At 69.4% G+C, this 25,449-nt stretch carries 24 protein-coding genes; 12 read left to right on the forward strand and 12 right to left on the reverse strand.

Going from position 1 to position 25,449, the window contains the following annotated elements:
• Positions 1–150 precede the first annotated feature (150 nt).
• Entirely contained in the window at positions 151–870 is a 720-nt protein-coding gene (locus ACJ512_RS21320; protein ID WP_407686103.1) for a DUF1906 domain-containing protein, read from the reverse strand.
• Positions 871–1,073: 203 nt separating this feature from the next.
• Positions 1,074–2,432 (reverse strand): secreted hydrolase, encoded by a 1,359-nt coding sequence (locus tag ACJ512_RS21325; RefSeq protein ID WP_407686102.1) that lies wholly within the window; start codon positions 2,430–2,432, stop codon positions 1,074–1,076.
• A gap of 53 nt (positions 2,433–2,485) precedes the next feature.
• Between ACJ512_RS21325 and ACJ512_RS21330 the strand changes: the two genes are divergently transcribed.
• Positions 2,486–3,958, forward strand: a complete 1,473-nt coding sequence (locus ACJ512_RS21330; RefSeq protein WP_407686101.1) for an aldehyde dehydrogenase — start codon at positions 2,486–2,488, stop codon at positions 3,956–3,958.
• Positions 3,959–3,961: 3 nt separating this feature from the next.
• Here the strand turns inward: ACJ512_RS21330 and ACJ512_RS21335 are convergent, their stop codons facing one another.
• From ACJ512_RS21335 to ACJ512_RS21355, 5 genes are all read right to left on the reverse strand, one after another.
• The gene (locus tag ACJ512_RS21335) at positions 3,962–4,408 is read right to left on the reverse strand and encodes a MaoC family dehydratase (protein WP_407686100.1); all 447 of its coding nucleotides are present in this window, start codon (positions 4,406–4,408) and stop codon (positions 3,962–3,964) included.
• Positions 4,405–4,884: an FAS1-like dehydratase domain-containing protein gene (locus ACJ512_RS21340; RefSeq protein WP_407686124.1), complete on the reverse strand. Its 480-nt coding sequence runs from the start codon at positions 4,882–4,884 to the stop codon at positions 4,405–4,407. Before ACJ512_RS21340 ends, ACJ512_RS21335 begins: the two co-directional genes overlap by 4 nt.
• A gap of 44 nt (positions 4,885–4,928) precedes the next feature.
• Positions 4,929–5,354, reverse strand: a complete 426-nt coding sequence (locus tag ACJ512_RS21345; protein ID WP_407686099.1) for a nuclear transport factor 2 family protein — start codon at positions 5,352–5,354, stop codon at positions 4,929–4,931.
• Between the two features lie 63 nt (positions 5,355–5,417).
• Positions 5,418–6,983, reverse strand: a complete 1,566-nt coding sequence (locus ACJ512_RS21350; RefSeq protein WP_407686098.1) for an AMP-binding protein — start codon at positions 6,981–6,983, stop codon at positions 5,418–5,420.
• A complete protein-coding gene (locus ACJ512_RS21355) occupies positions 6,983–8,098 on the reverse strand; it encodes an aromatic ring-hydroxylating oxygenase subunit alpha (protein WP_407686097.1) in 1,116 nt (371 codons plus the stop codon). The genes ACJ512_RS21350 and ACJ512_RS21355 overlap by 1 nt, the downstream gene beginning before the upstream one ends.
• 115 nt (positions 8,099–8,213) lie before the next feature.
• On the opposite strand from ACJ512_RS21355, the gene ACJ512_RS21360 reads away from it, so the two are divergent.
• Complete coding sequence (locus ACJ512_RS21360) at positions 8,214–9,464, forward strand: cytochrome P450 (RefSeq protein ID WP_407686096.1); 1,251 nt, start codon at positions 8,214–8,216, stop codon at positions 9,462–9,464.
• A gap of 1 nt (position 9,465) precedes the next feature.
• Here the strand turns inward: ACJ512_RS21360 and ACJ512_RS21365 are convergent, their stop codons facing one another.
• Together ACJ512_RS21365 and ACJ512_RS21370 are read right to left on the reverse strand one after the other, a co-directional pair.
• Positions 9,466–9,657, reverse strand: coding sequence for a ferredoxin (locus ACJ512_RS21365; protein WP_369737791.1), 192 nt, complete (start codon positions 9,655–9,657; stop codon positions 9,466–9,468).
• Between the two features lie 15 nt (positions 9,658–9,672).
• Positions 9,673–12,057, reverse strand: coding sequence for a CaiB/BaiF CoA-transferase family protein (locus tag ACJ512_RS21370; RefSeq protein WP_407686095.1), 2,385 nt, complete (start codon positions 12,055–12,057; stop codon positions 9,673–9,675).
• Between the two features lie 67 nt (positions 12,058–12,124).
• Here ACJ512_RS21370 and ACJ512_RS21375 point away from each other — a divergent pair, with 67 nt between their 5' ends.
• The 9 genes from ACJ512_RS21375 (at position 12,125) to ACJ512_RS21415 (ending at position 21,917) form a co-directional block, all read left to right on the forward strand.
• The gene (locus ACJ512_RS21375) at positions 12,125–12,958 is read left to right on the forward strand and encodes a FadR/GntR family transcriptional regulator (RefSeq protein ID WP_407686094.1); all 834 of its coding nucleotides are present in this window, start codon (positions 12,125–12,127) and stop codon (positions 12,956–12,958) included.
• 10 nt (positions 12,959–12,968) lie between these two features.
• A complete protein-coding gene (locus tag ACJ512_RS21380; RefSeq protein WP_407686093.1) occupies positions 12,969–13,697 on the forward strand; it encodes an SDR family oxidoreductase in 729 nt (242 codons plus the stop codon).
• A gap of 29 nt (positions 13,698–13,726) precedes the next feature.
• Positions 13,727–14,782, forward strand: coding sequence for an acyl-CoA dehydrogenase family protein (locus ACJ512_RS21385; RefSeq protein ID WP_407686092.1), 1,056 nt, complete (start codon positions 13,727–13,729; stop codon positions 14,780–14,782).
• Entirely contained in the window at positions 14,779–15,873 is a 1,095-nt protein-coding gene (locus ACJ512_RS21390; RefSeq protein ID WP_407686091.1) for an acyl-CoA dehydrogenase family protein, read from the forward strand. Before ACJ512_RS21385 ends, ACJ512_RS21390 begins: the two co-directional genes overlap by 4 nt.
• 5 nt (positions 15,874–15,878) lie before the next feature.
• Positions 15,879–17,027, forward strand: a complete 1,149-nt coding sequence (locus ACJ512_RS21395) for an acyl-CoA dehydrogenase family protein (protein WP_407686090.1) — start codon at positions 15,879–15,881, stop codon at positions 17,025–17,027.
• Entirely contained in the window at positions 17,024–17,959 is a 936-nt protein-coding gene (locus tag ACJ512_RS21400; RefSeq protein ID WP_407686089.1) for an acyl-CoA dehydrogenase family protein, read from the forward strand. The genes ACJ512_RS21395 and ACJ512_RS21400 overlap by 4 nt, the downstream gene beginning before the upstream one ends.
• On the forward strand, positions 17,956–19,461 hold the full coding sequence (locus tag ACJ512_RS21405) for a class I adenylate-forming enzyme family protein (RefSeq protein ID WP_407686088.1): 1,506 nt from the start codon (positions 17,956–17,958) through the stop codon (positions 19,459–19,461). The genes ACJ512_RS21400 and ACJ512_RS21405 overlap by 4 nt, the downstream gene beginning before the upstream one ends.
• 132 nt (positions 19,462–19,593) lie before the next feature.
• Positions 19,594–20,631, forward strand: a complete 1,038-nt coding sequence (locus ACJ512_RS21410) for a hotdog fold thioesterase (protein ID WP_407686087.1) — start codon at positions 19,594–19,596, stop codon at positions 20,629–20,631.
• Between the two features lie 77 nt (positions 20,632–20,708).
• Positions 20,709–21,917 (forward strand): amidohydrolase family protein, encoded by a 1,209-nt coding sequence (locus tag ACJ512_RS21415; protein ID WP_407686086.1) that lies wholly within the window; start codon positions 20,709–20,711, stop codon positions 21,915–21,917.
• 11 nt (positions 21,918–21,928) lie between these two features.
• On the opposite strand, the gene ACJ512_RS21420 is transcribed toward ACJ512_RS21415, so the two are convergent.
• The 3 genes from ACJ512_RS21420 to ACJ512_RS21430 all read right to left on the reverse strand — a co-directional run bounded on the left by ACJ512_RS21420 (position 21,929) and on the right by ACJ512_RS21430 (position 23,728).
• Entirely contained in the window at positions 21,929–22,450 is a 522-nt protein-coding gene (locus tag ACJ512_RS21420; protein ID WP_407686085.1) for a DUF421 domain-containing protein, read from the reverse strand.
• Positions 22,451–22,538: 88 nt separating this feature from the next.
• On the reverse strand, positions 22,539–23,372 hold the full coding sequence (locus ACJ512_RS21425; protein ID WP_407686123.1) for a phosphatidylserine decarboxylase: 834 nt from the start codon (positions 23,370–23,372) through the stop codon (positions 22,539–22,541).
• On the reverse strand, positions 23,369–23,728 hold the full coding sequence (locus ACJ512_RS21430) for a hypothetical protein (RefSeq protein ID WP_461479833.1): 360 nt from the start codon (positions 23,726–23,728) through the stop codon (positions 23,369–23,371). The genes ACJ512_RS21425 and ACJ512_RS21430 overlap by 4 nt, the downstream gene beginning before the upstream one ends.
• A gap of 317 nt (positions 23,729–24,045) precedes the next feature.
• Here ACJ512_RS21430 and ACJ512_RS21435 point away from each other — a divergent pair, with 317 nt between their 5' ends.
• On the forward strand, positions 24,046–25,272 hold the full coding sequence (locus tag ACJ512_RS21435) for an IS110 family RNA-guided transposase (protein ID WP_461480091.1): 1,227 nt from the start codon (positions 24,046–24,048) through the stop codon (positions 25,270–25,272).
• Positions 25,273–25,449 lie beyond the last annotated feature (177 nt).

A 25,449-nucleotide genomic window follows, 5' to 3' on the forward strand; every position in this document is an offset into this window, starting at 1 on the left:
AAAGCGCTATTGTTATGGAATCGTTATATTAAGAATTTCGGCCTTCGGTCGCGTCTCGCGTGCGAGCAACCTCGCCCTCGTGCGGCCACCAGATCTCGGCGGCACCCCGCTGTCAGCGGCCGGTTGTTTGCTAGACCGGGTGCCGACGGCCTAGATCCACTGCCCGAATTGGGGCTTGAGGATTTGATTGAGGTCCACCCCGACGCCGCCGACACTGCGTTTGTCGATCTCGACCTGATGAAGGTTCGCGGCCGGATGGGTGTACCCCGCGGGGGAACCCCAGTTGTGCTGCCAGAAGTAGGACCCCAAACCGTCCTGCAGCGCCCAGTCGATGGTCTTGGAATTGGCGTACACACCGGTGCGCTGGTGCCCGATCACCGATTCCCAGGACCGCAGGTAGGGAGCGACCTGCTGCTTGTACTGGTCGTAGGACGGGTTGTCGTCGATCGAGGCGTAGATGGGAGCGCCGGGCGGACCCCCGGCCGCGGCGTGCAACTGCATGCCGCGGCGGGCGTGCTCCACGCCGGCGGCGGCCCCGCCCAGCCAGTCGGAGGTGCTGCCCTTGCCGTACTGGTAGCAGGACACGATCTTGAGCCCATTGCTGGCGAGGTCGCGCGCTTCGCCGGCCTGGATCGGCTTGCCGAGCATCCAGTTACCACCGGGCCGCCGATCCGACACGTACCGGATCGATCCCACCGCCCCGGCCGCCCGGATCTCGCTTGCGGGGATGACCCCGGCCGCGTAGTCCAGCAGCATCCCGAGCGCGGCCGACGCCGGCGCGGCGCGCAGCGATGCCGCGGCGAGGCCGAAACCGACCAGTCCCGGGGTCGCGGCGGCGAACTTCAGCACGTCGCGGCGCGAAAGCGACATGGGCCCAGGGTACGACACAACCATCACCGGACACATTGACCCCACCGGTCACATGTGCATCACATTGGCGCATCACCGGTCCGCTGTTCGGGCGCAACGAGCCGGGGCTGCAGCACCGCCACATCAGCTGGGCGACGAGACTGTAATTCTGCAGTAGAAGTGCGAGTAGACACCTGCGGATTTACAGTCTCGGCGCGAGCCGCCTAAAGATCCTCGGACAGCGCCGCGACGAGGTCCCCGACAAGGGTTGCCACCGTGTCGTTCTCGACCAGCTGCAGGCCGGCCAACAGCTCGATCGCCTCGCCGCGGCGGCCGGCGGCCACCAACGACGCGAGCTGGTCTGCGAGGCTCTGCAGTTGCGGGGCAACCGATTCGGCGCCGCCGACGACGGCGGCCAGCACGTCGACGAGTTCCCAGTCCCGGTACAGCGCCAGCGACCGCTCGTAGAACGCGAAGCCGGTGACCGGCTCGCCCCACAGCGTTCCCCGGTAGCGGTACGGACCCTCCATGTACTCGATCGGCAGGCCGTGCGCCGGTGCGGCCACCAACGGCTCCCCCACGAGATCGAGTTGCATTGCCGCGCTGGTGATCCGGTGCCGGTCGGGCAGGTAGCGGCCCGCGGCGAGCGGGCGCACGAGCGGGCGCACCGCCTCCGGCCACCGGACATAGCTGCTCACCGTGACCTCGACGTCCTCGGCGCACTGCGGCGGCGGCACGGGCTCCACACCCGGGTCGGGACAGCTCGTCGTCACCCCGGAGAACGGCTGCAGCGCATTGCGGTTCGTGCGGTCGAACTGGTGCCAGATGCTCAGGTCGACGCCGTTGTCGAGGTTGATGGTGCGCCACTCGTGCGACGCGGCACGCGGGTCGCCGCCGGTTCCGCCGCCGCCGGCATACTTCGGGAACCACTGCCGGTCGACGTGCCCGCCGCTGCCGAACACCTGCTCGACCGCATCGCCCCAGCGCAGGGTGCCGGTCATCTTCATCCCGCTCTGGAAATAGGAGTACGTGTCGTGCTGGCCGAAGCAGCAGATCTTTCCGTTGTAGGTCGACGCTCCCACCGGTGTCGGCGCACGCGTCGGTGTCACGGCCAGGTCCAGCCGCATGGGCCGGCCGGACTGGTCCTCGCCCACCAGGCTGACGCGGTAGGTGTAGGGCAACAGCCCGCCGTCGCCGTTGCGGCACGTGGCCCACGACGCGGTGCCGGCGCCGCTGCGGTAGCTGACGTCGAGATACCCCGGCGCCATGGCCAGCTTGGGCCGGGCGCCCGGTTGGAGGTTGGCCGGCGGCATGTCGTAGTCGGTATAGGTGCCGTAGTCGCCGCTGTCCAGATCGAAGAGCGCCATCGTGTAGAAATCCGCGACCACCGTTGCGCCGGGCCGGTTCTTGTTGAAGATGGTCAGGAACGCGAACGACCGGTCACTCCCGGCCGAGTCGAGTTGGCCGGCGATGAACCAGGTGTCCGACTCCTGATCGGGGTGTTCGCCTTCGGCGGCGGGAAACTCCAATTGGGCGTCACCGGGCACCAACTGGAACGGGTAAGTGCGCCAGTCGTCGTTCATCTCACGCCTCGGTGACCTGGTTCGCGTCGTATCCGGCCATGTTAGCGTCAACGATGGCGAAAAGCTCCGGCCATCGTTCCTACGACGCGGTCTTCGTCGGGGGCCAATGGCGCAAGCCCGCCAATCCCCGCCGACTGGACGTCATTTCGCCGCATTCCGAAGAGTCGATCGGCCACGTCCAGGCGGCAGGACCCGACGACATCGACGCGGCCGTCACCGCGGCGCGGCACGCTTTCGACCAAGGCCCGTGGCCGCGCCTGGCCCCCGCCGAGCGGATGGCCGCGATCGAGAAGCTCGCCGCGATCTACTCCCAACATCTCGACGAGATGGCCGACCTCATCACCGAGGAGATGGGGTCTCCGCGCAGCTTCAGCAGGCTGGGCCAGGCGGCGGGCGCGGCGGCGATGATGCAGCGCGCGCTGGCTGTCGCCCGCGACTATCCCTGGGCGGAACGCCGCCGGGGCGTGCTTGGCGAGGTGCACCTGAACAGGGCTCCGGTCGGGGTGGTCGGCGCCATCGTGCCGTGGAACGTGCCGCAGTTCCTGATCATGCCCAAGCTGATTCCCGCCCTGATCGCCGGCTGCGCTGTCATCGTCAAGCCCGCGCCCGAGACACCTTTGGACGCCCTGTGGCTGGCCGAGATGATCGAACAGGTCGGCCTGCCCGACGGGGTGGTGTCGATGCTGCCCGGCGGAGCGGACGCCGGCGAGGCACTGGTGCGCCATCGCGGTGTGGACAAGATCTCGTTCACCGGTTCGAGCGCCACCGGGCGCCGCATCGCGGCGTTGTGCGGCGAGCAGCTCAAGCGGGTGAGCCTGGAGCTCGGGGGCAAGTCGGCGGCGATCGTCCTCGACGACGCCGACGTTGGCAAGACCGTGGCCGGGCTGAAGACCGCCGGCCTGATGAACAACGGGCAGGCCTGCGTCGCGCAGACCCGCATCCTGGTCAGCGAGCACCGCCACGACGAGCTCGTCGACGCGCTGGCCGACATGATGTCGGGTCTGCAAGTGGGGGATCCGGCCGACACGGCCACCGACATCGGTCCCCTTGTCGCACAACGACAACAGCGCCGGGTCCAGGACTACATCCGGTGCGGCCTACAAGAGGGCGCGCGCATCGTCGTCGGCGGCGACGACGCGCCGGCCGGGCGGGGCTGGTATGTGCGGCCGACGCTGTTCGCCGACGCCAGCAACGACATGCGCATCGCCCGGGAGGAGATCTTCGGCCCGGTGTTGACCGTGCTGCGCTACCGCGACGAGGCCGACGCGATCCGGATCGCCAACGACAGCGACTACGGGCTGGCCGGCTCGGTGTGGACCGCCGACACCGCGCACGGTCTCGAAGTCGCCGGCCGGGTGCGCACCGGCACCTACGGCATCAACATGTACATGCTCGACACCGGCACCCCGTTCGGGGGCTTCAAGCAGTCCGGCATCGGGCGCGAGTTCGGCCCGGAGGGCCTCGACGAGTACGTGGAGTTGCAGTCCGTGGTGTCCCGGGGGCAGATGCCAGCGTTGCCTCGTTGATTCTCAACGTGTTTCGGGCATCTCCAGGGTGAGTTCGACCGGGCAGCATAGCGCGCCGTGCTGATTGGTCACCTCGATCCGGACGTCGACCAGGCGGAGCGGCGGATCCACCGAGGTGTCGCGCCGCTTGGCCACCGCGCGGCCCCTGCCGACCATCGTGTCGCCGGCGAAGATCGGGCCGGCCAGCCGCATCGCGCGGCGTACCACGCGACTGCCCGGGCCGGCCCACTCGGTCGCGACGCGGTCGGCGAACCCGGCAAGGTGCATCGTGTTGACGTAGATCGTCGGGTTTCCCTGACTACGGGCGTAGTCGGGGTCGAAGTGGCCGGGGAAGTAGTCCCATGTCGCCCCGGCATTCTCGACCACCCGCTGATAGCTGATCGGGTCGATGACCTCCGGCAACTCGACCGGAACGACGACGTCGTCCCAGTCCAGGCCCGACCCGCTCACGCGGCGTCCCCGGGCGTGAACCTGAACAGGGTGTTCCGGCAGGTTGCCACCACCGTCCCGTCCTGGCGGCGATAGGTTTCCAGCGTCTCGACGAAATGACCGGCACCGAGCCGGGTCCGCTTCTCCGGCGACACCGACACCAGTTCCTCGACGACGGTGAGCACGTCGCCCTCGAGGATGGGCCGCAGGAACTCGCAGTCGTTGGCCGCGTTGATGAAGGTGCTGCCCGGCAACGGGACTCGCAGCGCAAGCGATGCCGGCCGGGCGCTTCCCTGGTCGGCGGGCTGCCACGGTGGCGGTATCAGCCAGCCCATCAACAGCGCCGGCGGGGCCGGCATACCGCCCCACTGGCGCCGGGCGAACCCGGGGTCCCAATACGATCGGTTGCCGTCGTGCACCATGGCGGCGAACAGCTGGATGCGCGCCCCGCTGACCGGCGTCGCCGCGGTCCGCGGTCCGCTCGCCGCGCCGACCATCCGCAGCGCGTCCTCGTAGGTGCCGTAGGCGAGTCCGTAATCGCTCACATGACGAGCGGCTGGCGGCTTGGCACCACGTCCCAGGTGAGTTCGCGCGAGGCGAAGTACCACGCACCCCGCTCGTAGCTCAGCGCATCGCGGTAGCTCCCGGTCGCCCGCAGCGTGGTGTCGCCGTACATGTTGGCGAAAAGCACTGCGACACAATGCTGGGTGGCGTTGACCCCGTCGACGTGGATCTCGTGGTCCAGCGTCACCAGTCGCTGCCCGTCGCCGCCGTGGAAGGCCGGCCGCAGGTCGGTGAACACCTCGCCGTCGCGAGCGTAACTGGCGCCCGAGTGGCGGAACGTCGCGATCCACCGGTCGCGATCGCCCGCGGAGAACGCCCGATTGTGCCGCGCGTTCAGGTCCAGGATGGCGGCCCGGCCCGTAGCGGTCTGCAGCAGCTGTTGTTCCTGGTAGCTCATGGTCATCTTCGCTCTCCAGCCTCCTTGGGAACTACGGCCGATCCGCTGCTGACGCAACGGTAACGCAACTCAACGCCGGACGGTATAACCGTGCCTCTGGCGGTCCCACGCCCGCGCGGTCAACCCCCGCGCGCGCAACACGTCTTTGCGGATGCGGCCGATGCCGTTCTTCGGGAGTTCGGCCACCGTCTCGACGTATCGGGGCACGCAGAAATAGGGCATCCAGGCCGCGCAGAAGTCGAGCAGGTCGGCGCAATCCAGTGCGGCGCCGGGGCGCAACGTCACGACCACCAGGACGTCGTCCTCGCCGAGTTCGCTGGGCACCGCGACCGCCGCGGCTTCGGCCACCGCGGGATGGCGCGTGACGACGCCCTCCACCTCGACCGAGGACACGTTCTCGCCGCGTCTGCGCAGCGAATCCTTGACGCGGTCGACATAAGTCAGGTTCTCGTCGGGGCCGAGCCTGCCGAGGTCGCCGGTGCGGAACCATTCCGGGTGCGGCGCCAGCCGCGCATCCTCGCCCACGTAGCCCTCGCTCATCACGTGGGGGCGCCTGGGCCTGCAGGCGATCTCGCCGACGCTCCCGGTGGGCAGCGGATGGCCGGACGCGTCGACGATGCGGACCTCGAAGTCGGGGTTGGGCCGGCCCGACGTTCCCGGCACCCCGGCTTCGGCCAGCGCCTTGACCGCGATGGGGAAAGCCTCGGTCATCCCGTACATCGTGACAATGCGGCAGCCGTAACGCTTTTCGATGGCGCGGTAGGACTGCGCCTCGATCGGTGCGGCCGAGATGAACCGCAGCGGCAGTTGCGAGTCACGCGGACCCGGGGGCAGGTTCTGCAGCATGGTCACCATCGCGCCGGCACCGGCGAAGCCCACGGCGCCGTGGGCGCGCACCTCGTCCCATACCCGGGCCGGGTGAAAAGCGTCCGCCAGCACCGTCGTTGCGCCCACCAGCATGGGGGCCAGCACGCTGGGCGCCGCGCTCAGGTGGAACAGCGGCATCGCCGTCCACACCACCTCGCCGGGTACCAGTTCCCACGCCGACGCCACGGTGGCGGCCACGGAGAACAGGTAATGCCAGGTCGTGGCAACCGCTTTCGAGGGACCGGTGGTGCCCGAGGTGTAGAACAGACAGCCGATGTCCCCGATCGCGGCCGCGCCGTCCGCCGGCGGGCTCCCGGCACTCCGCTCCAGGTCGCCGGTCAGCGAATCGACTTGCAGCACAATGTCAATTCCGGTTCCCAACGCACCGGCGACCTCGTCGACGCGGGGGCGCCGCTCGGTGTCGGTGAGGATCACCCTGGCGCCCGACAACCGCAACGCGTGCAGCAGGAAGTCGCCCTTGTTGGCGGCGTTCACCGCGGCGCTGACCGCACCGATGCGCGCCGCACCCAGCCAGAAGTACACCCATTCCGGACAGGTGGCGGTGAACAGCGCCACGCAGTCCCCGCGCCCCACACCGAGGTCGGCCAGCATGTCGGCCGCCGCGCAGGATCGCCGCCGCATCTGGGCGAACGTCACGTCGGTGCCGGCGATGGTCATCATCACCCGCTCGGGGTACTGCTCGGCGCGCCGGTCCAGCACGGCGGGAACGCTGAAACGCCCGACCCCGAAGTCGGAGGGCCCTGGCATCAGGCTTTCGCGCCGGCCGGGTCGGGTTCCCCTTCGGCGGTGTAACCGAAGTCGGCGGGCGAGGGCTGCGGGCCCGGGTAGAAGCGGTGCGCCCAGCGGCGCAACGCGGCGTAGTCGTGCGCCTCCTCGGGGGCCAGGTTCGGCTTCTCGAGGTATTTCATGTTCTCCCAGGTGAAGAAGTCCTGTTTGATGACCTCTTGCTGCAGCGCCAGGAAGCGGGCCGCACGGCCCGTGGGCGCGTCGCCGGTGTCGCCGGGCTCGCGCACCGAGGCCTGGGTGTAGAAGTAGTCGGTGTAGTCCTCGTCGACCGGCGTCTGCCCGGTGACCTGCACGGTGGCCACCAGCTCGCTGGGGAACCGGACCACTCCCAGGCCCAGCGAGTAGTTGTCGTAGATGATCTTGGCGTCGACGGGTCCGTTCGGGGTCAGCCAGGTCTGCGCGCGCCCGCCGCCGAAATGGGCGTTGACGGTGGCGTGCAGGTGGTACCCGGATACCTCGAACGACGCGGTGGTGGCGGGGTTGGCGGCCTTGTGCACGTACTGCACGTGGTAGGGGTCGGCGGCGTTTTCGATGATCATCTGCGGGTGCACCTTGACCCGGTTGAGCATCTGGGTGTGCGGGTGCAGCGGGTAGTACTCGCCGGTTTCCAGTTCGGGCAGCACCGGCGGGGTCCAGTACGGTGCCCGCCCGTGCCGCTCGTGCCAGGCCAGCACGAAGCCGTACCACTCCATGCTCGGGTAGGTGCGGATGCGCACGTTGTTCTTGCAGCCGATCTTGCTGTAGGGGATGAGCGCGTTGGACCCGTCGCCGCGCCACTGCCAGCCGTGCCAGGGGCAGACGACGTGCTCGCCTTCCACGGTGCCGCCGACGCCCAGGTTGGCGCCGAGGTGCTGGCAGTAGGCGTCCAGCACGTGGACCCGGCCCGACTCGGTGCGGAACAGCACCAACTCCTCGCCGAAGTAGTGCGCGCGCTTGACCTGGCCGACGGCGAGATCGGAGGCGAAGGCGACGATGAACCACCCCGTGGGAAACCGGTAGGACGACAGCGCTATGCCGGCCTCGCCGAACTCGCGCTCCGACGGGTCCGGGGCCGATTCCGGGATCGTATGCGTCACGAGCACTCCGCTCGTCTGGGGCTGGGGCGGTTCGACGACTAGGGCTGTTTTTACTATTTTAAGCATTGAACGTCAACGAGCGGGCGGGAACGCTCCGGCCGGAACGAGGTTTCCCATGGCGGCTGTCGCAGTGGATCTCTCCGATTTCGCTTTGTGGCGCAATGGGTTTCCCGATGAAATTTTCACCGAACTGCGCCGCACCCAACCGCTTTTCCGGCACGAGCCGACCCCGGGCGTCGCTCGTGTGTTTTCCGGGACGGTCCAGCGCGGGTTCTGGGTGGCCACCAAACACCGGCACGCGGTGCGCCTGCACCGCGACGTCGACGCGTTCACCGCGACCGACGGCCCGTTGATCCAGCCGGTCGGGATGTTCGCGGCGTACCCCACGATCATCAACATGGACCCCCCGGAACTGAACAAGCGCCGCAAACTCATCTCGAACGCGTTCAACCCCCGCGCGATCGCCAAACTCGAGGACGGCATCCGGGCGCGTGCCGCGCGGATGATCGACGGCCTGCTCGCCGGCGGCGGCGGCGACTGGATCGCGGACGTCGCCGACGCCCTGCCGATGACGGTCATCGGCGACATCATCGGCATACCGGACGAGGACCGGCCACGGATCTTCGACTGCCTGGACCGCATCCTGCAGGCCAACTCGCCCGCGCAGCGGCCGAGCCGGCAGGACTACAGCGATCTGTACGCAACGATTTTCGGCTACGCGATGGAGCTCACCGCGGAAAAGCGCCGCAATCCGGCCGATGACATCTGGAGCACGCTGGCGACCGCGGTGATCACCGGCGAGGACGGCGAGCGATTCAGCCTCCCGCCCAACGAACTCGAGTTCTTCTTCTTCGTGCTGACGTTCGCGGGCAGCGACACCACGAAGAACGCGCTGGCGGGCGGGCTGCAGGCGTTCGTGGCGAATCCCGGGCAGATGGAGCGCTACCGCGCCGAGGAGGCGGTGCGCTCGACCGCCGTCGAGGAGGTGCTGCGCTGGACCTCACCGGTGGCGTACTGGACCCGCACCACCAAGGTCGACGTCGAAATGGACGGCCGGCACATACCCGCGGGCGAGCGGGTGGTGTCGATGCTGCGCTCGGCGAACCGCGACGAGGAGGTCTTCCCCGACCCGTTCACCTTCGACATCGGCCGCCGGCCCAACCCGCAGGTGGCCTTCGGCGGTGGCGGGCCGCATCACTGCCTGGGCGCCATGCTGGCGCGGGCGGAACTTCGCGCGGTCTGGGACGAGCTGCTGCTGCGCTGCGACGACATCGCCCTGGGTCCGGCCAAGGTGGCCTACCCGAATTTGACCACCAACATGTCGATCTACGACGAGATGCCGATCTCGCTGACCGAGCGCCGGTAGCTCAGTCGATCAGCCGCAGCGCCGCCTTGGGGCACTGGTCCACGGCGGCGCGCACGTCGATCTCCAGCCGCGGCGGCACCGGGCCGTCGGCGATCTGCACCACGTCGGCGTCACCGAGTTCGAACACCTCCGGGGCGAGCGACTCGCAGAAGCCGTTGGCCTCACACAGGGTCCCGTCGACGGTCACGCGCATCGGATGCCTCCTTCCTCACAGCCCCTTGGGTCGGGTCCCGATCACCCCGTTGCCTGCCAGGGTCTCCAGTTGTTCGTCGGTCAGCCCGCACCGCTCGCGCAGCACCTCCCCATTGTGCTCACCCAGCCGCGGCGGCGGACGCCGCAGCCACCTGTCCTGGCCGGCGAGCAAGGCGAACGGCGGGCAGGGATACAGGGCCGCACCGATGCTCGCATGCTCGAGCGGCTGGAAGAATCCCCGCGCCAGCAGTTGCGGGTTCTCGACCACCAACGACGGCGACACCACGGGCGCGGCGGGAATGCCCGCACCGGCCAGTCGCTCCACCGTTGCATCGCGCGGCTGCCCGGCGAACCACGCGCCCAGCCGGCGATCGATGTCGTCGGCGCTCTGCTGCCGGCCCGCGGCCGTGGACGTCGTTTCGTCGCACCAGTCCGGATGCCCCATCAGGTCGACCAGCGCACGCCACTGCCCGTCGTCGCGCACGGTGAGCGCGATCCATTCGTCGTCGTCCCCGGCGCAGCGGTAGATGTTCTGGATCGACTCGCCATGGCCGCGGTTGCCCCGCCGGCCCAGCGTGACGCCGAAGACCTCGTGTTCGATCGCCTGGATCGCGGTGGCGTTGAGCACCGTTTCGAGCATCGGCAGCTCGACCAGCTGGCCGGTGCCCGTCCGTTCGGCGAAGCCCAGCGCGGCCAGCACGGCGAAGGCGGCGTGCACGCCGGCCAGCGGGTCGCAGGCGCCGCGCGGCGTCACCGGGGGCGTCTCGGGCAGTCCGGTCACCCAGGCCAGTCCGGCGATCTGCTCCATGGTCGGGGCGAATCCGACCCGGTCGCGCCACGGGCCGTCCAGCCCGAACGCGGGCATCCGGGCGACGACGAGCTCGGGGTTGGCCTGCAGCAGCACGTCGGCGGTGAGGCCGAAGTGGTCCATCACCCGGGGCGAGAAGTTCTCGATCACGACGTCGGCTCCGGCGGCCATCGCACGGAACGCGGCACGTCCCTCGTCGGAGCCCAAATCCAGTGTGACCGAACGCTTGTTGGTGTTCATCGCGTGGAACACCCACCCGTACTCCCACCAGTCATCCACGTCGGTGCGCATCCCGCCCGAATACCGGATGCCGTCGGGACGCTGGATCGACTCCACCTTGACGACGTCGGCGCCGAACGCCGCCAGCAGATGGGTGGCGGCGGGACCGGCCCAGAACGCGGTCAGATCGATGATGCGCACGCCCTCCAGGGGCAACTCGTGCGACGCCGCGCCGGTGGTGGTTTCCCTTGGCGGCCAAGGCGCCTCGCCGTTGTCGGCGCCGGGAGCGGCGGTGGCACGCGGCGGCGCGGGCGCGCACACCGACATCAGCCACGGCGGACGGGGCTGGTGAAAGCCCGCCGGGTTGGACACGAACGCCCCGCGTTCCCGCACGTATTCGGTGTCGCGAATCGTCGAGCCGTTGCCCAGCGCCGCGATCGGCAGCCGGAACAGCTGCCCCAGCTCGACGACCTCCGCCACGGTCCGCTCGGCCAGCCACGGGCCGATCCGTTCGCGGATGAAGTCGCGGTATTCCCACCGGCCGATCTGAAAGCGCAGCTGCTCGATCTCCTCGAGCTCCGGACACCCGACCATCGCGACGAAGTCGAGCCACTGCTGGCCGGTGACCATGGTGATGCCGACGTAGCCGTCCTTGGCCGGTTCGATCGAGGGCACCTCCAGGGTGCGCCGGATCGGCGGCCGCCGCAGCAGCTGCGAGTGCAACCATTCGCTGCTCTGCATCGCCGTCATCGCCTCGAGCACGGACAGGTCGAGGTGCTCGCCGGGGCCGCCGCGCGCGACGCGGCGGCCCACGGCCAGCGCGCCGAACGCGGCGTACACGCCGCCCATGTACTCGCCCAGGTCGCCGCCGATCGAGATGGGCGGCCCGGCGGGGTCACCGCGGAACCCGGGCGAGCCCGCCCATGCCTGCAGCGTCAGCTCGCTGGCGGCGCGCCCGGCGTACGGCCCGTTCCAGCCGAAGTCCGAGATGGTGACGACGATCGCGTGCGGGGAGTCGGCCAGCAGCCGCCGCGGATCGATCCCCAGCGCCGCGGCCCGCGCCCGGTCGGCGGTGACGACCACGACGTCGGCGGCGGCCAGTTCGGCACGACAGCGTTCCGAATCCGGGGCGAAGGTCATGCTCTGCTTGCCCGCGTTGAGGTAACTGAACAACGGTGCATCACCCGCGCCGACCGGTGCGCAGCCGGCGGAGTAGCGTCGCAGCCAGTCCCCTTGTGGTGGCTCGATTTTGCGCACCTGCGCACCGGCGTCGGCCAGCAGCTTCCCGCAGTAGCCGCCGGCGATCCGGTCGCTGATCTCGACGACACGCAACTCGGGCAGCGGTGCCGGGCGGCAGTTGGACCCGCAGCTCACCCGGCTATTTATACCATTACTGCTAAAATAGCTAAGCCTGTGGAGTGGACTTGGCTGCGAGGATCGGATGACCGCCTTGGGAATTGCACCTGACTCCCGCCGCCGGCTGTCGGCGCCGCGGATCGCCGAGATCGTGGCCGACGAGTTGCGTCGCCAGATCGTCGACGGCGAGCTCGCCGACGGCGATCTGCTGCCGCGTCAAGAGGTGCTCGTCGAACAGTTCAACGTCAGCCTGGTGTCGCTGCGGGAAGCGCTGCGGATCCTGGAAACCGAGGGGCTGGTCTCCGTGCGCCGGGGCAACAGGGGCGGCGCCGTCGTGCACGCCCCGGCGAAAACCAGCGCGGCCTACATGCTGGGCCTGTTGCTGCAGAGCGAGTCCGTCGAGGTCGCCGACCTGGGCATGGCGCTGCAGGAACTCGAACCGGCCTGCGCCGCACTGGCGGCCCAGCGGCCGGACCGGGCCGACACCTTGGTCCCCGACCTCAAGCGCGTCAACGATGCCATGGCCGAGCACCTCGATGACGGCCGGCGGTTCACCGAAATCGGCCGCCAGTTCCACGATCTCATCGTCCGCGGCTGCGGGAACCACACCATCATCGCGGTCGTCGGCAGCCTGGAGACGCTGTGGACCGGCCACGAACGGCAGTGGGCCGACGAGAGTGCGGCGCGCGGCACCTACCCCTCGTTGGCCAAGCGCCGCGCGGTGCTGAACACCCACGTCAAACTGGCCGAGACGATCGCCGAGGGCGACGTCGACCGGGCCCGCCGCATCGCGGGCCGCCACCTCGCCGACACCCAGACCTACGTGCTGTCCGGGGCATCCGGTCAGCGGATCAATGCGCTTTCCCCGCAAGCGTTCTCCCGCTTGGAGTCCCGCCCGCGGGACTTGCGGCGCTCCTGAAGGCGGGCCCGTGAGAACCGCGCTGGTGACCGGCGGCAGCGGCGGGATCGGGAAGGAATGCGGGCGCAGGCTCCGCGAGCTCGGGTACGACGTCGTGCTGGTGGCCCGGCGCGAAGCCCCGCTGCGCGCGGCCGCCGCGGAGATCGGTGCGCGACACATCGCGGCGGACGCCTCGGATACCGATGGATTCGCCTCCGCGATCGCCGTTGTGAACCCGATCGACCTCGTGGTCCACGCGGCGGGCACCCTGGGCGGGACCTACGCGCGCAAGCAGACGTTCGCGCAGTGGCGCGACATCATGTCGGCGAACCTGGACTCGTGCTTCGTGGTGACCGCCGCGGTGCTGCCCCGGATGCGGGCCGGTTCGCGGCTGGTGTTCGTCTCGTCGTCGGCCGCGCACGAGCCGATGCCGGGCCGCACCGCCTACTCGGCATCCAAGGCCGGGATGAACGCGTTCGCCCGGGCCCTGGCGCTCGAGGTCGATCGGGACGGCATCGGCGTCCACCTCGTCACGCCGGGTCCGGTGGAAACCGAGATGCTCCAGGACGTTCCGTTCGAGATGCACGCGATCCAGGCGTCCGACGTCGCGGCGGCGGTCGCCTGGCTCGACACCGTCGACCCGTCGGTCGACCTGCCGGAGATCCGGCTCGGCGCGGTGCGGCGGGGCCCGTTCGCGCGGCCGCCGGTCGTCCCGACCGAGGCCCGGCGGCGCGCGGCCGCCGCAGACCCGTCCCCTTAGCTTGCTATCTTTAGTATGTTAGAGGTCTTATGGACGTCGGCCTGAACTCGGACCAGCTGTCGCTGCGCGATGCCGTGCGCGACGTCCTGCGCACCGAGTGCCCGACCGACGCCGCCCGCCAGGCCCTGACCGACCCGGATCGCTGGCGCAGCCTGTGGAAGACGGTCGTCGGGCTGGGCTGGACGGAGCTGGCGGCCGGCGACTACGGCCCCGTCGAGTTGGCGGTGGTCCTCGAGGAATGCGGCGCCGCGATCGCGCCGATCCCGTTGCTGAGCAGCGTCGGCCTGGCCGCGGGCGCGCTGCGCGGCACCGGCCTCGACTCCGTGCTCGCCGAGATCGCCGGCGGTGCCGTCGCGACCCTGGCGGTCCACTCCCCCGGCGCCCGGCTGCCCGGGGCCCCGATGGTGCTGCACGACGGACGCCTGCGCGGACGCGCGGTCGCGGTCCCCAACCTGCCGCGCGCCGAGTTGCTCGTCACGCTGGCCGCTGCCGGCGACGGGTTCGTGGCGGCCGTGGCGCGCTGCGGCGACGGGGTGACCGTAACGGCCGGCGATTCCACCGACCCCGCACAGCCCCTCGCCGACGTCGACGTCGACGCCGAGCCGCTGGCCACCGCGCCCGTCCACATCGAATCGGCCCTGGCCACACCGCTGGTGGCCGCGGCCGCCGACCTGGTCGGGGTGGCCGGCGCCGCGTTGCACCGCGCCGTCGAGCATGCCAAGACGCGCCGCCAGTTCGGCACGCCGATCGGCGCGTTCCAGGGGATCAAGCACGCGCTGGCCGACAACTACGTCGCCGTGGAACGGGCCCGCAGCCTCACCTACGCGGCGGCGGCCCGGCTCGGCGATCCAGACACCGGTCCCGCGGCTGCCTGGACCGCCGCGGCGCTGGCCAAGGCGGCGGCCGACGACGCGGCGGTCACCTGCGCGCGCACCGCGGTCCAGGTGCACGGCGCCCTGGGACAGACCTGGGAACACGACATCCACCTCTACGTCCGGCACGCCTGGCAGTGCGCGGCGATGCTCGGCGACAGTCGCGCCCTGTACCACGAGGTGGGCCGCCGTTTCGCGGGAGGCACGGAATGAGTGCGGTGGTCGAGGAATTCGGCGCCTGGCTGACGCGGTTTCTGCCCGGCGACTACTACGACAACTACCGCACCTACCGCTGGGACCTGGCGCTGCGACGTGACTACCAGCGCGCCGCCTTCGAGGCCGGATGGATACAGCCGACCTGGCCGCGCGAGCACGGCGGGCGCTCGCTGGGTCTGCGCGACGCGATGGAAGTCCGGCTGGAGGCGGCCCTGCGCTCGGCGCCCAAGCTGCCCAACATCGCCGGACCCAACGTCGCCGCACCCGGCATCCGCCAGTTCGGCACCGCCGAGCAGATCGACCGCCTGCTGGTTCCCCTGCTGCGCGGCGACGAATGGTGGGCGCTGGGCATGTCCGAGCCGGAGGCCGGATCCGATTTCGCCGGCCTGCGCACACGGGCCGAGCGGGACCGAGACCTGTTCCGGGTCACCGGTCACAAGATCTGGACCACGCAGGCACACGAGTCGCGGTGGTGCACCCTGTACGCCCGCACCGATCCGGAGGCGCCCAAACACCGCGGCATTTCCTGCCTCATCCTCGACCTGCATTCCCCCGGGGTGCGGATCGAACCCATCCGGATGGCGTCGATCTCCGACGAGACGTTCTGCGAGGTCTTCCTCGACGACGTCGAGGTGCCGGCCACCAACCTGCTGGGGCCGCTCAACGGCGGTTGGAACGTCGCGTTGTCCTCGTTACACCATGAGCGCCAGATGATCTGGATCATGAACTGGGTCGAGATCAAGCGCGGGCTCGAGGCGGCGCGGGGCGGGCGCGACCCGGACATCTACGCCGAACTCGGCGCGCTGCTCGCCGACGCCGAGGCGTTGCGCGCCACCGGGTACCGCGCCCTGAACAACGAGCTGGCCGGGCGCCCCAGTCCGGAGGCCGACATTTCCAAGCTGCTCGGATCGGTTACCTTGCAGCGGGTTTGGGAGCTGGCCGCGGCCGCCCACGGGCCCGGCTCGGCCGGTGAGCCCGACCTGCTGTTCGAGCGCCAGGACGCGCTGGCCGCCACCATCTACGGCGGAACCTCGGAGGTCCAGCGCAACATCATCGCCGAGCGGCTGCTCGGGCTGCCGAAGGGATAAAGAACATGGACTACGATCTGGGCGACGACGCCGAGCAGCTGCGACACCGGTTGCGCGGGTTGATATCCGAGCACATCCCGGCGGACTTTCTGGGCGCCTGCACCGACGACCCCCAGGATCTGGCCACCACGGAAGCGTTCTGCAAGCTGCTGGCCGCCGAAGGGCTGCTGGCCCTGGCCTGGCCCAAAGAGCATGGCGGCGGGGGCGGTTCGGTCTGGCAGCAGACGGTGTTGCGCGAAGAGATGTGGGCCCGACACGAACCGCGTGGTCCGCAGTACATGGGGATCAACTGGGTGGGCCCGGCCCTGATGCGGTACGGCACCGCCGAGCAGAAGGCCAAACACCTGTCGGCCATCGCGTCCGGCGACGTGATCTGGTGTCAGGGATTCTCCGAGCCGGAGGCCGGCTCGGACCTCGCGTCGCTGCGCACCCGCGCCGTGCCCGACGGGGACGGCTGGCGAATCACCGGCCAGAAGGTGTGGACGTCGTACGCGCAGATGGCGTCCTGGTGCGTGCTGGCCGCCTGCACCCACCCCGACGCCCCGAAGTCCAAGCGGCTCAGCCTGTTTCTGATCCCGATGGACCGGCCGGGTTTCACCGTCCGGCCCATCCCGTCGATGCTGGGGCCGCACCATCTCAACGAGATGTTCCTCGACGACGTCGCGGCGTCCCCCGAGGACGTCCTAGGCGAGCCCGGCGACGGCTGGCGGGTGATGCGCGAAGCGCTGGCGTTCGAGCGGGTCGGCATCGCGCGGTACGCGCGCTGCGAGTCGCTGCTGGACCGGCTGCGCACCCAGCTCGGCGACGAGTGGGACACGCTGCCCGAGACGATCCGCGCCCGCTGGGTGCGGGCGCTGGTCGACCTGCGGGTGGCCAGGCTGCTGGCGTATCGGGCCGTCTCGCTGCAGGACGACCCGGCGGCGGGCGCGGCGGCCAGCGCCGCGCGCATCGCCACCACCACCTGCGACCAGCAGGTCGCGGAATTGCTCTTCGACGCGCTCGGCCCGGCGGCCCTGGACAGCGGATCGTCTGCCCCGCTACACGGGGCGATCGAAGACCATTGGCGCTACGCGCAGGCGGCCACCGTCGCGTCGGGAACCATCGAAGTCCAGCGAATGCTGGTCGCGCGGGAAGTGTTGGGAGAACGCCGGTGAAAACCGCTCTGCCAGAAGATATCAGCGACTTCGCCGCGGTCGCGGCCAAGCGCCTGGGCCGGCTGGGCGGCCCACAGGCGGCGCTGCGCGCCGAGAGCGATCGGGGCGTTCGGGACGAGGCGCGGGTGGCCCTGAGCGAGGTCGGCGCCTTCGACCTCGACGTGCGATCGTCCTCCGACGACCTGCTGGCCGCCGCCGTGCTGTGCCGCGCCGCCGGCGCGACGGCCCTGCCCTACCCCGTCGTCGAAGAACTGCTCGCGATCGACGGCGCCCGGCTGGCCCTGGTCAATCCCGACGCGCCCCGCATCGACCACGGCGACCTGGCCGGCGGCTGGATCGCCGCCGACCTGGACGGCAACCGCTACCAGACCCACCCGTCGGCGCGCACGAGCGCCAAGCTGGGGCCGTTCCTGGTGCCGGCCTTACTGGACGCATCCGATGGCGCGGTGCCGGCGGCCGACGTCAACCTTCACCTCGTGCTGGGGTCATGGCGGATTCTGGGAGCGCTGCAGCAGGCGCTGCACATCGTGACCGAACACGTCCGCGCCCGCGTCCAGTTCGGCAAGCCGTTGGCGGACTTCCAGGCGGTCAGGTTCGCCGTGGCGGACGCCTCGGTCGCGGTACGCGGGCTCGAGGAGCTCGCGAAATACACGGCGTCCCGCGCCGAGATTCCCCGTGCACCAGCGCGTTCGGCCGACGCGCTGGTGCTGCGGCTCAAGGCCGCCGACACCGCACGGCAGGTGCTGCGCACCTCGCACCAGTTGCTCGGCGCACTGGGCTTCTGCGACGAGTCCGACATCAGCGTGCTCGACCGGCACACCCAGCCGCTGATCCGGTTGCCGCTGGGTGCCGACGCACTGGCGCTGCGCCTGATCGCCGACGTTCGCGACGGCCACCTCGAGACCCTGTTCACCGGGCCGGTATCGGCGTGAGTGACTCGGCCTTGCCGACCGCACCCGCGGCGGCCGCCAATCCCCTGGCAGACGGCATCCCGTTCGGGACCAAACTGCAGCAGCTGGCCGACCGGAAGCGCGACGAGAAGGCGGTGACGGTCGTCGGTCTCGACGGCACCGCGGAGTCGCTGACGTTCGGTGAGCTCGACGCCCTCGCCAACCAGTGGGGGCGGGCCCTGGCCGCCAGCGGCGCCGAGCCGGCTTCGCTCGTCGCGCTTGGGATCCCGAATTCGCTGCACCTGGTCCTCGCCGCGCTGGGGTGCTGGAAGATCGGCGCGGTTCCGGTCCCCATGCATTGGGACCTCCCCGAATGGGAGCGCGACCGGGTGCGGGAGGTGATCGCGCCCGCCGTGGTAGTCGACGAAAAAAGCCGGTGGGAATTGGACGCACGCGCTGCCGGGGAATCCGCAAACCCCTTGCCCCCGGCCGTCTCCCCCAACGTCAACGGAATCTGCAGCAGCGGGTCGACGGGCGTGCCGAAGGTGATCCTCAGCCTGGCACCGTCGCTGTGGACGCCCCAGCACGGCGAACCGTTCCTGTCGAACTGGACCTCGGTGGCCCAGCCGCAGACGATCATGGTGCCCGCGCCGATGTATCACACCAACGGCTTCGCCACCTTCTTCTTCCTGCTGGCCGGCGACCATCTGGTGGTCCTCGAGAAGTTCCACGCGGCACTGGCATTGGACGTGATCGAGCGCTTTCGCATCACCAATTTCACGGCTACCCCGACGATGCTGGCGCGCATCGCGGCCCGGCCCGACGTGAGGCAGCGCGACCTGTCCAGCATCGTGTTCATCCTGCAGGGCGCCGCGGTGATGCCGCCGTCGCTGATGCACACCTGGTTCGAGCTCCTGAGCCCCGAGCAGATCGTGTCGGCGTACGGCATGACCGAGAACCTGGGGCTCACCGCGTTGCGTGGCGACGAGTGGCTCGCCCATCCGGGCAGTGTCGGCCGCGGCTTCCGCGAGACGGAAATCCGCATCCTCGACGCCGGCCGGACGCCGCTGGGCCCCGGCGAACACGGCGAGATCTACCTGCGCGCCCCGATGAGCGCGGGATCGCGCTACCTCGGCGGGGCAGCGCCGCTGCCGTCGACCGACGACGGCTTCCGCTCCGCCGGCGACATCGGATACCTCGACGAGGACGGCTACCTGTACATCGTCGACCGCCGCGTCGACATGATCATCACCGGCGGCGCCAATGTCTTTCCCGCAGAGGTCGAGTCGGCGCTCGCGGGCCACCCCGGCATCGTCGACGTCGTGGTCATCGGGCTCGCCGACCCGCAGTGGGGCCGCCGCGTGCACGCGGTGATCCAGCCGGCCGACGGGGCGCCGCTGACCGAAGCGGAGGTGATCGAGTACGCCAAGAGCAGGCTCGCCCACTACAAGGCGCCCAAGACCGTCGAGTTCGTCGACGCGATCCCGCGCACCGCGGCGACCAAGGTCAACCGCTCGGCGATGATCGAGGCCCGGGGCGGGTAGGTCCGTTCAACTACCGGGATAGCAACACCGACGACGACGGCCCGTCGCCGTTTCGAGCAGATCCCTCCCCGCGCGCGGTAACCTCATTCTCATAGCGCAGGAACCGCTCGACGGAAGGGGACCGAGCAACTCATGACCGCCCCCGGCGAGGAAGCCGAAGTGACCCGCGGCGACCGCTTCATCAAGACGGCCGTTGCCATCCTGGGCGAAACGGGACGCACCGACTTCACCGTGCAGGAGGTCGTCACGCGCTCGCGGACCTCACTGCGGGCCTTCTACCAGCATTTCAGCAGTAAGGACGAACTGCTGCTCGCGCTGTTCGAGCGGACCATCGCGCAATCGGCGCAGACGTGGCGTGCCGAAACCGCCACGATGGACAGCACGGCGGCGCTGAAACTCGTCCTCGACCGCATCAGCCAGAAACCGGAGTCGACCACCCAGGACAGCCTCAACCGGGCGCTGACCCTCTACAACCAGCATCTGGCCGAGACCCGCCCGCGCGAGTACGCCCGGGTGCTTTCTCCCCTGCATCAACTGATCCGCGACATCGTGGGGCAGGGCATCACCGAGGGGGAGTTCAACCCGGGACTCGACGTCGGGGCGGCTGCCGCGATCGTGATGCAGACCGTGATGGGTGCGCAACGATTGCATTGGCTGGGCGCCGAACTGAACGGAACGCCGATCGACGCGGGCCAGCTGTACGACTTCTGCAGCCGCGCCCTGGGCATCCGGCACCACGAGGACGAGCCCGCCGCGCCGTCGCTGCGAGAACTGTTCGCGCAGGTCGGCATGCGGCCCGGCACCCGCGACGGCGAGTTCGCGATGACGATGCCGGTCAGCCCCCAGGTGGTCAACACCTCCGGGGCCCTACAGGGCGGCCTGATCGCCACCCTGGTGGACGTGGCGGGCGGTCAGTTCGGGTTGGACTTCCTGCAGCCGGGCACCACGATGACCACGGCCGACCTGTTCGTGCGCTACCTGCGGCCGATCCGCAGCGGCTCCGCGGTGGCGGTGCCGCGCATGTTGCGGACCGGCCGGCGGGCGATGGTCATGCAGGTCGACATCTACGGCGAGGGCCCGGACGACGGCGACGAACTCGCCGCGACCGCGACGGTGAACTTCGCAATCATCAACGGGGCAACACCGGCAGCGGGCCTGGGGGCCGAGTAGCAGCCGGTACACGCGATGGCGCAAAAGTGGTAACGTCATTACCGCACGATGAGAATCCTGACTTCAAGGAGATCGCCATGCCGTCTCGCGAGCTTCCCTTCCCCGTGTTCGACGCGGACAACCACATGTACGAGCCGCAGGAGGCGCTGACCAAGTTCCTGCCGGAGAAGCGCAAGAACGTCATCGACTACGTGCAGGTTCGCGGTCGCACCAAGATCGTCGTGCGCGGCCACATCAGCGACTACATCCCCAACCCGACGTTCGACGTGGTGGCGCGCCCCGGCGCGCAGGAGGAGTACTTCCGCAACGGCAGCGGCGGCAAAAGCTACCGCGAGATCCTGGGCGAGCCGATGAAGGCCATCCCCGCCTTCCGCGAGCCGGGCGCCCGGCTGGAGGTGATGGACGAACTCGGCATCGACTACGCCCTGATGTTCCCGACACTGGCCAGCCTGGTCGAGGAGCGCATGAAGGACGACCCGGAGATGACCCACGACGTCATCCACGCGCTCAACCAGTGGATGCACGAGCAGTGGTCGTTCAACTACAGGGACCGCATCTTCGCCACCCCGGTCATCACATTGCCGATCGTCGATCGCGCGCTCGAGGAACTCGAGTGGTGCCTCGAGCGCGGCGCCCGCACCGTGCTGGTCCGCCCGGCGCCGGTTCCGGGCTACCGCGGCAGCCGCTCCTTCGGCCTCGAGGAGTTCGACCCGTTCTGGCAGGCCTGCGTCCGCGCCGAGATCCCGGTCTCGATGCACGCCTCGGACAGCGGCTACTCCGAGCTGCTCAACATCTGGGAGCCCGGCGACGAGTTCCTGCCGTTCAAGCCGACCGCCTTCCGCAGCCTGGCCATGGGGCATCGGCCGGTCGAGGACGCGTTCGGCGCGCTGATCTGCCACGGCGCGCTGTCCCGCAACCCCGACCTGCGGATCCTGTCGATCGAGAACGGCGCCGACTGGGTCCCGCACCTGTTCAGGGGGCTCAAGAGCGTCTACAAGAAGATGCCGCAGGCATTCAGCGAGGACCCGATCGAGACCTTCAAGCGCTGCGTGTACGTCAGCCCGTTCTGGGAGGACCGCTTCACCGAGATCGTCAACATGGTGGGCACCGAGCGCGTGGTCTTCGGATCCGACTGGCCGCACCCCGAAGGGCTCAAGGACCCGATCTCCTTCGTCGACGAACTCAAGGACTTCAGCCCGGAGGACGTCGAGAGGATCATGGGCGGCAACCTGATGAAGCTGATGAAGGTTTCGGCGCCCGCCTCCAAGAAACCGGTGTCCGCCTGACCCGAAGCCTCTCAGGGGGCAGTTGCGCCCCGCTCGGTCGAGACGGCCGCTTCGGTGGCGGCACGGACAGAGACCACTCCCCGTGACTCCCACACCGCCAGGCTGACGTCCTCGGGGCTTTGGTGACCGTGTTCGCGCAGGATGGCGTCGAGGTCGGAACGGGTGATCCTGCAGCGTCGTAGATTCGCTTGCTGCAGTTGGCCATCGCGAATCAGGACGCGCACGGGCGGGTCGACGAGACGGCGTATCCAGGGGGTGAAACGCAGGCGCGCGACGACGTCATGGGCGGCGATCAAGGTCACCAGCGCGGCGGCCCCGGTGATCCATGAGGTACCGGCGGCCGTGGCGGTGCGACCGATGATGGCGCCGACCGCGACGCCCGTGACCCAGTCGAAGGGCGTCAACTCGGACATGGTCCGGCGTAGCGTGAACCGGAAAGCCGCTGCGGCAGTGGCGAACAACGCGGCCGCCTTCACGGCGGCATAAAGCGCGGGGCGCCACCCGTCGTACAGCTCGAGCAGTAGGCCGCTCATCGCAGCGCCGGATCAGGCGACCGCACCGCACATTTCGCCATACTGGCCTCCTTGCCTCGACGCCCCGACGGGATTGCGCCCGGGCCGGTCAGGACCCGAGGGGTCGGCAGCGGGCTATCGGAGTGCCGTAAAGGCGGTAGTGCTCGCCGGTGTCGATCTCCGGAGCGGCCCCCTCCTGGAAGAGGACGATGATGTCCGAGCCGCCGAACTGGAAGTAGCCGAACTCCTCGCCCTTGGCCATCCGGGTGTCCTCGGCGGCGGTGATCACCACCGAGGACACGTGCGCCATCCCGACCGGGATGACCGCGACGATACCGATGTCGCCCCCGTCGGAGTCGGCGGTGTCGACGGTGACCACACCCCGGTTCTGGACGAACTCGAAGCCTGTCGTCGCACTGTCGCTGGCGACGAACTCCTGGTTCTTCAGCCCGACGTGCATGCAGACCGTTCCGGCGTTCCGGAAGGACTCCTTGATCCGCCCCGACACGGGCAGATGGAAGCGGTGGTACGACGACGGCTTCAGCATGTAATGAACGAAGGTCCCACGCGCGAAGCTCTCGGCATAGCGACTGCCCTCGATCAGCTGCGTGATGTTGCCGTACTTGTGGGTGTTCTTGATGGTGATGGCCGGGACGTTGGAGTCGCCGTCGATGTCGTAGGCGTGCTGGAAGACGCAGTCGGCCGGCGACGTGACGATCGTGTTGCTGCCGGGCTCGGCGATCGGACGGAGCCCGCCGTTGAGCCGGCGACCGAAGAACTGGTTGAACGTCAGCCAGCCGCTCGGCTCGTTCGGCTTTCCCTCGACCAGCGACTCGTAGACCCGGTATTCGAGCGCATTGTCGATGAACGATTGCACGATCTCCGGACTGAACGATTCCGGGGTGTCCAGGAAACTGCCCCACTGCCGGGCGAATTCGGTCATCCAGTCCCGGAAGGCGCCGGAATCCTGGGGCGCGCCGCGCCCACCGTCCTGATCGACCAGGAAAAAGAAGTGCGAGATCCGGTCGCTGACCTCCTTGGCGTGCCGCTGGTCGGGGTCCATTCCCCCCACGCCTTCGCGTCGGACTGGCGCGGCAACCACCTGAGGAAGCCCTTCAGGTATTCCTCGTACTGACCGATGTCCTCGGGCCAGTCCAGCGCCTCGAAAAGGTCGGCGTTCAACTCGGCTTCGGCCGACTTCCGGGCGTTGACCAGCGACTGCTCGAGCAGCTCGGCCAGGCCCTCCTCTTTTCCGAGGACGTCTCGCAAACCGGTGATGATCGCATCCTGCTGGCTCACTGGACTACCTTCCTGAGGTCATCGCTTCTGGATGAAGCGTTGATGCACCCGAGGTGCCACCAGGTCACTGCCCTGCTCGCTTGACGCGGTTGATGTCCAGTATGAGATCTGCAGGCCCTGGTGGTTGCCCGGGGCGTGTCGACCGTCGATAGGGCTGAGCGCCAACGCCGCGTCTGGCTGCGAGCGCCGATCAGTGAGCGGACCGGCAACCACGTCCCGGCACCAGCGGCACCAGAAAAGATGGGTGCCTCCCCACTGGGACTAGCAGCGAGGAGGCTGACGTGAAGTCTGCCAGCAATACCCCGACCGATACCACCCTGCCGCAGGAGCCGCCGGGGGGTGTGACCGCCGGTCTGGACTGGGCCCGCGACGACCACGCGGTCAGCGTCGTCGATGACCGGGGCCGCGAACTCGACCGAGCCACGGTGCCCCATAGCGCGCCCGGACTGCGGGAACTCATCGCTTTCCTGCGCCGCCATGGAGTGGGTGAGGTCGCCATCGAACGTCCCGACGGGCCAGTCGTCGACGCCCTGCTGCTCGCCGGTCTGGCCGTGGTGGTGATCTCGCCGAATCAGGTCAAGAACCTGCGCGGCCGCTACGGCTCGGCCGGCAACAAGGACGACCGGTTCGACGCCTACGTGCTCGCCGACACCCTGCGCACCGACCGCGCCCGGCTGCGGGCGCTGATCCCCGATACCGACGCCACCGTCGCCCTGCGGCGCGCCTGCCGCGCCCGCAAGGACTTGGTCAATCACCGTGTGGCCGTTGCCAATCAGCTGCGCGCACACCTGCGCAACGTGCTGCCTGCCGCCGTCGGATTGTTCAAAGACATCGACTCCGCGATCAGCCTGGCGTTCCTGACCCGATTCGACACCCAGGACAAGATCGACTGGCTGACCCCCAAACGGCTCGGCGACTGGCTCGCCAAGCAGGGCTACTCCGGCAAGGTCGACCCCGCCGTGCTGCACCACCGCATCCTTGACGCTGCCCCCGGCGCAACCGGTTCTCACGGCAGCACCCAGGCCCACATCACCGCCAGCTACGTCGCACTGCTGGGCACCCTGGTCGCACAGATCAAAGCGCTCTCGACCCAGATCGAGGCACAACTGGACACCCACGCCGACGCCCACATCTTCACGTCCCTGCCCCGCGCCGGACGGGTCCGCGCCGCGCGCCTGCTTGCCGAAATCGGGGACTGCCGTGCTCGATTCCCCACCCCGGAGTCGCTGACCTGTCTGGCCGGCGCCGCGCCCTCTACGCGCCAGTCCGGCAAATCCCGCATTGTCGGATTCCGCTGGGCTTGCGACAAACAACTCCGTGACGCCGTCACCGACTTCGCCGCCGACACCCGACTGGTCAACCCCTGGGCCGCCGACCTCTACGACAGGGCCCGAACCCGCGGGCACGACCACCCCCACGCCGTACGCATCCTCGCCCGCGCCTGGCTGCACATCATCTGGCACTGCTGGCAAGACAACCTCGCCTACGCCCCCGACAAACACCGCGCACTCCAACGAATCCTCACCCAAGACGAGGCGGCTTGACATAGGGCTTCTCATATGGCCACTCCTCGTGGGTGCTCCGCGCTGACAGACGTTCAGTACGGCGGTTACCCGCAAAAGGCGAGGTGTTAACCGGGCCGGCCGACGGCGCGTCGAGGACCGGGCGATCGGGCAACTTCTGCGGTTGCGGCACCGGTGGGCGGGTACACGTTCAGGGAT

This window comes from Mycobacterium cajalii, from assembly GCF_045809005.2.
Lineage (GTDB): Bacteria > Actinomycetota > Actinomycetes > Mycobacteriales > Mycobacteriaceae > Mycobacterium.

Coding starts and splice junctions, on each gene's coding strand:
- ACJ512_RS21325 (WP_407686102.1), bottom strand. CDS start 2,432: ATGAACGACGACTGGCGCACTTACCCGTTCCAGTTGGTGCCCGGTGAC.
- ACJ512_RS21345 (WP_407686099.1), bottom strand. CDS start 5,354: ATGACCATGAGCTACCAGGAACAACAGCTGCTGCAGACCGCTACGGGC.
- ACJ512_RS21395 (WP_407686090.1), top strand. CDS start 15,879: ATGGACTACGATCTGGGCGACGACGCCGAGCAGCTGCGACACCGGTTG.
- ACJ512_RS21425 (WP_407686123.1), bottom strand. CDS start 23,372: ATGACCGAATTCGCCCGGCAGTGGGGCAGTTTCCTGGACACCCCGGAA.
- ACJ512_RS21420 (WP_407686085.1), bottom strand. CDS start 22,450: ATGAGCGGCCTACTGCTCGAGCTGTACGACGGGTGGCGCCCCGCGCTT.
- ACJ512_RS21360 (WP_407686096.1), top strand. CDS start 8,214: ATGGCGGCTGTCGCAGTGGATCTCTCCGATTTCGCTTTGTGGCGCAAT.
- ACJ512_RS21375 (WP_407686094.1), top strand. CDS start 12,125: ATGACCGCCTTGGGAATTGCACCTGACTCCCGCCGCCGGCTGTCGGCG.
- ACJ512_RS21330 (WP_407686101.1), top strand. CDS start 2,486: ATGGCGAAAAGCTCCGGCCATCGTTCCTACGACGCGGTCTTCGTCGGG.
- ACJ512_RS21410 (WP_407686087.1), top strand. CDS start 19,594: ATGACCGCCCCCGGCGAGGAAGCCGAAGTGACCCGCGGCGACCGCTTC.
- ACJ512_RS21390 (WP_407686091.1), top strand. CDS start 14,779: ATGAGTGCGGTGGTCGAGGAATTCGGCGCCTGGCTGACGCGGTTTCTG.
- ACJ512_RS21320 (WP_407686103.1), bottom strand. CDS start 870: ATGTCGCTTTCGCGCCGCGACGTGCTGAAGTTCGCCGCCGCGACCCCG.
- ACJ512_RS21385 (WP_407686092.1), top strand. CDS start 13,727: ATGGACGTCGGCCTGAACTCGGACCAGCTGTCGCTGCGCGATGCCGTG.
- ACJ512_RS21415 (WP_407686086.1), top strand. CDS start 20,709: ATGCCGTCTCGCGAGCTTCCCTTCCCCGTGTTCGACGCGGACAACCAC.
- ACJ512_RS21340 (WP_407686124.1), bottom strand. CDS start 4,884: ATGGTCGGCGCGGCGAGCGGACCGCGGACCGCGGCGACGCCGGTCAGC.
- ACJ512_RS21365 (WP_369737791.1), bottom strand. CDS start 9,657: ATGCGCGTGACCGTCGACGGGACCCTGTGTGAGGCCAACGGCTTCTGC.
- ACJ512_RS21350 (WP_407686098.1), bottom strand. CDS start 6,983: ATGCCAGGGCCCTCCGACTTCGGGGTCGGGCGTTTCAGCGTTCCCGCC.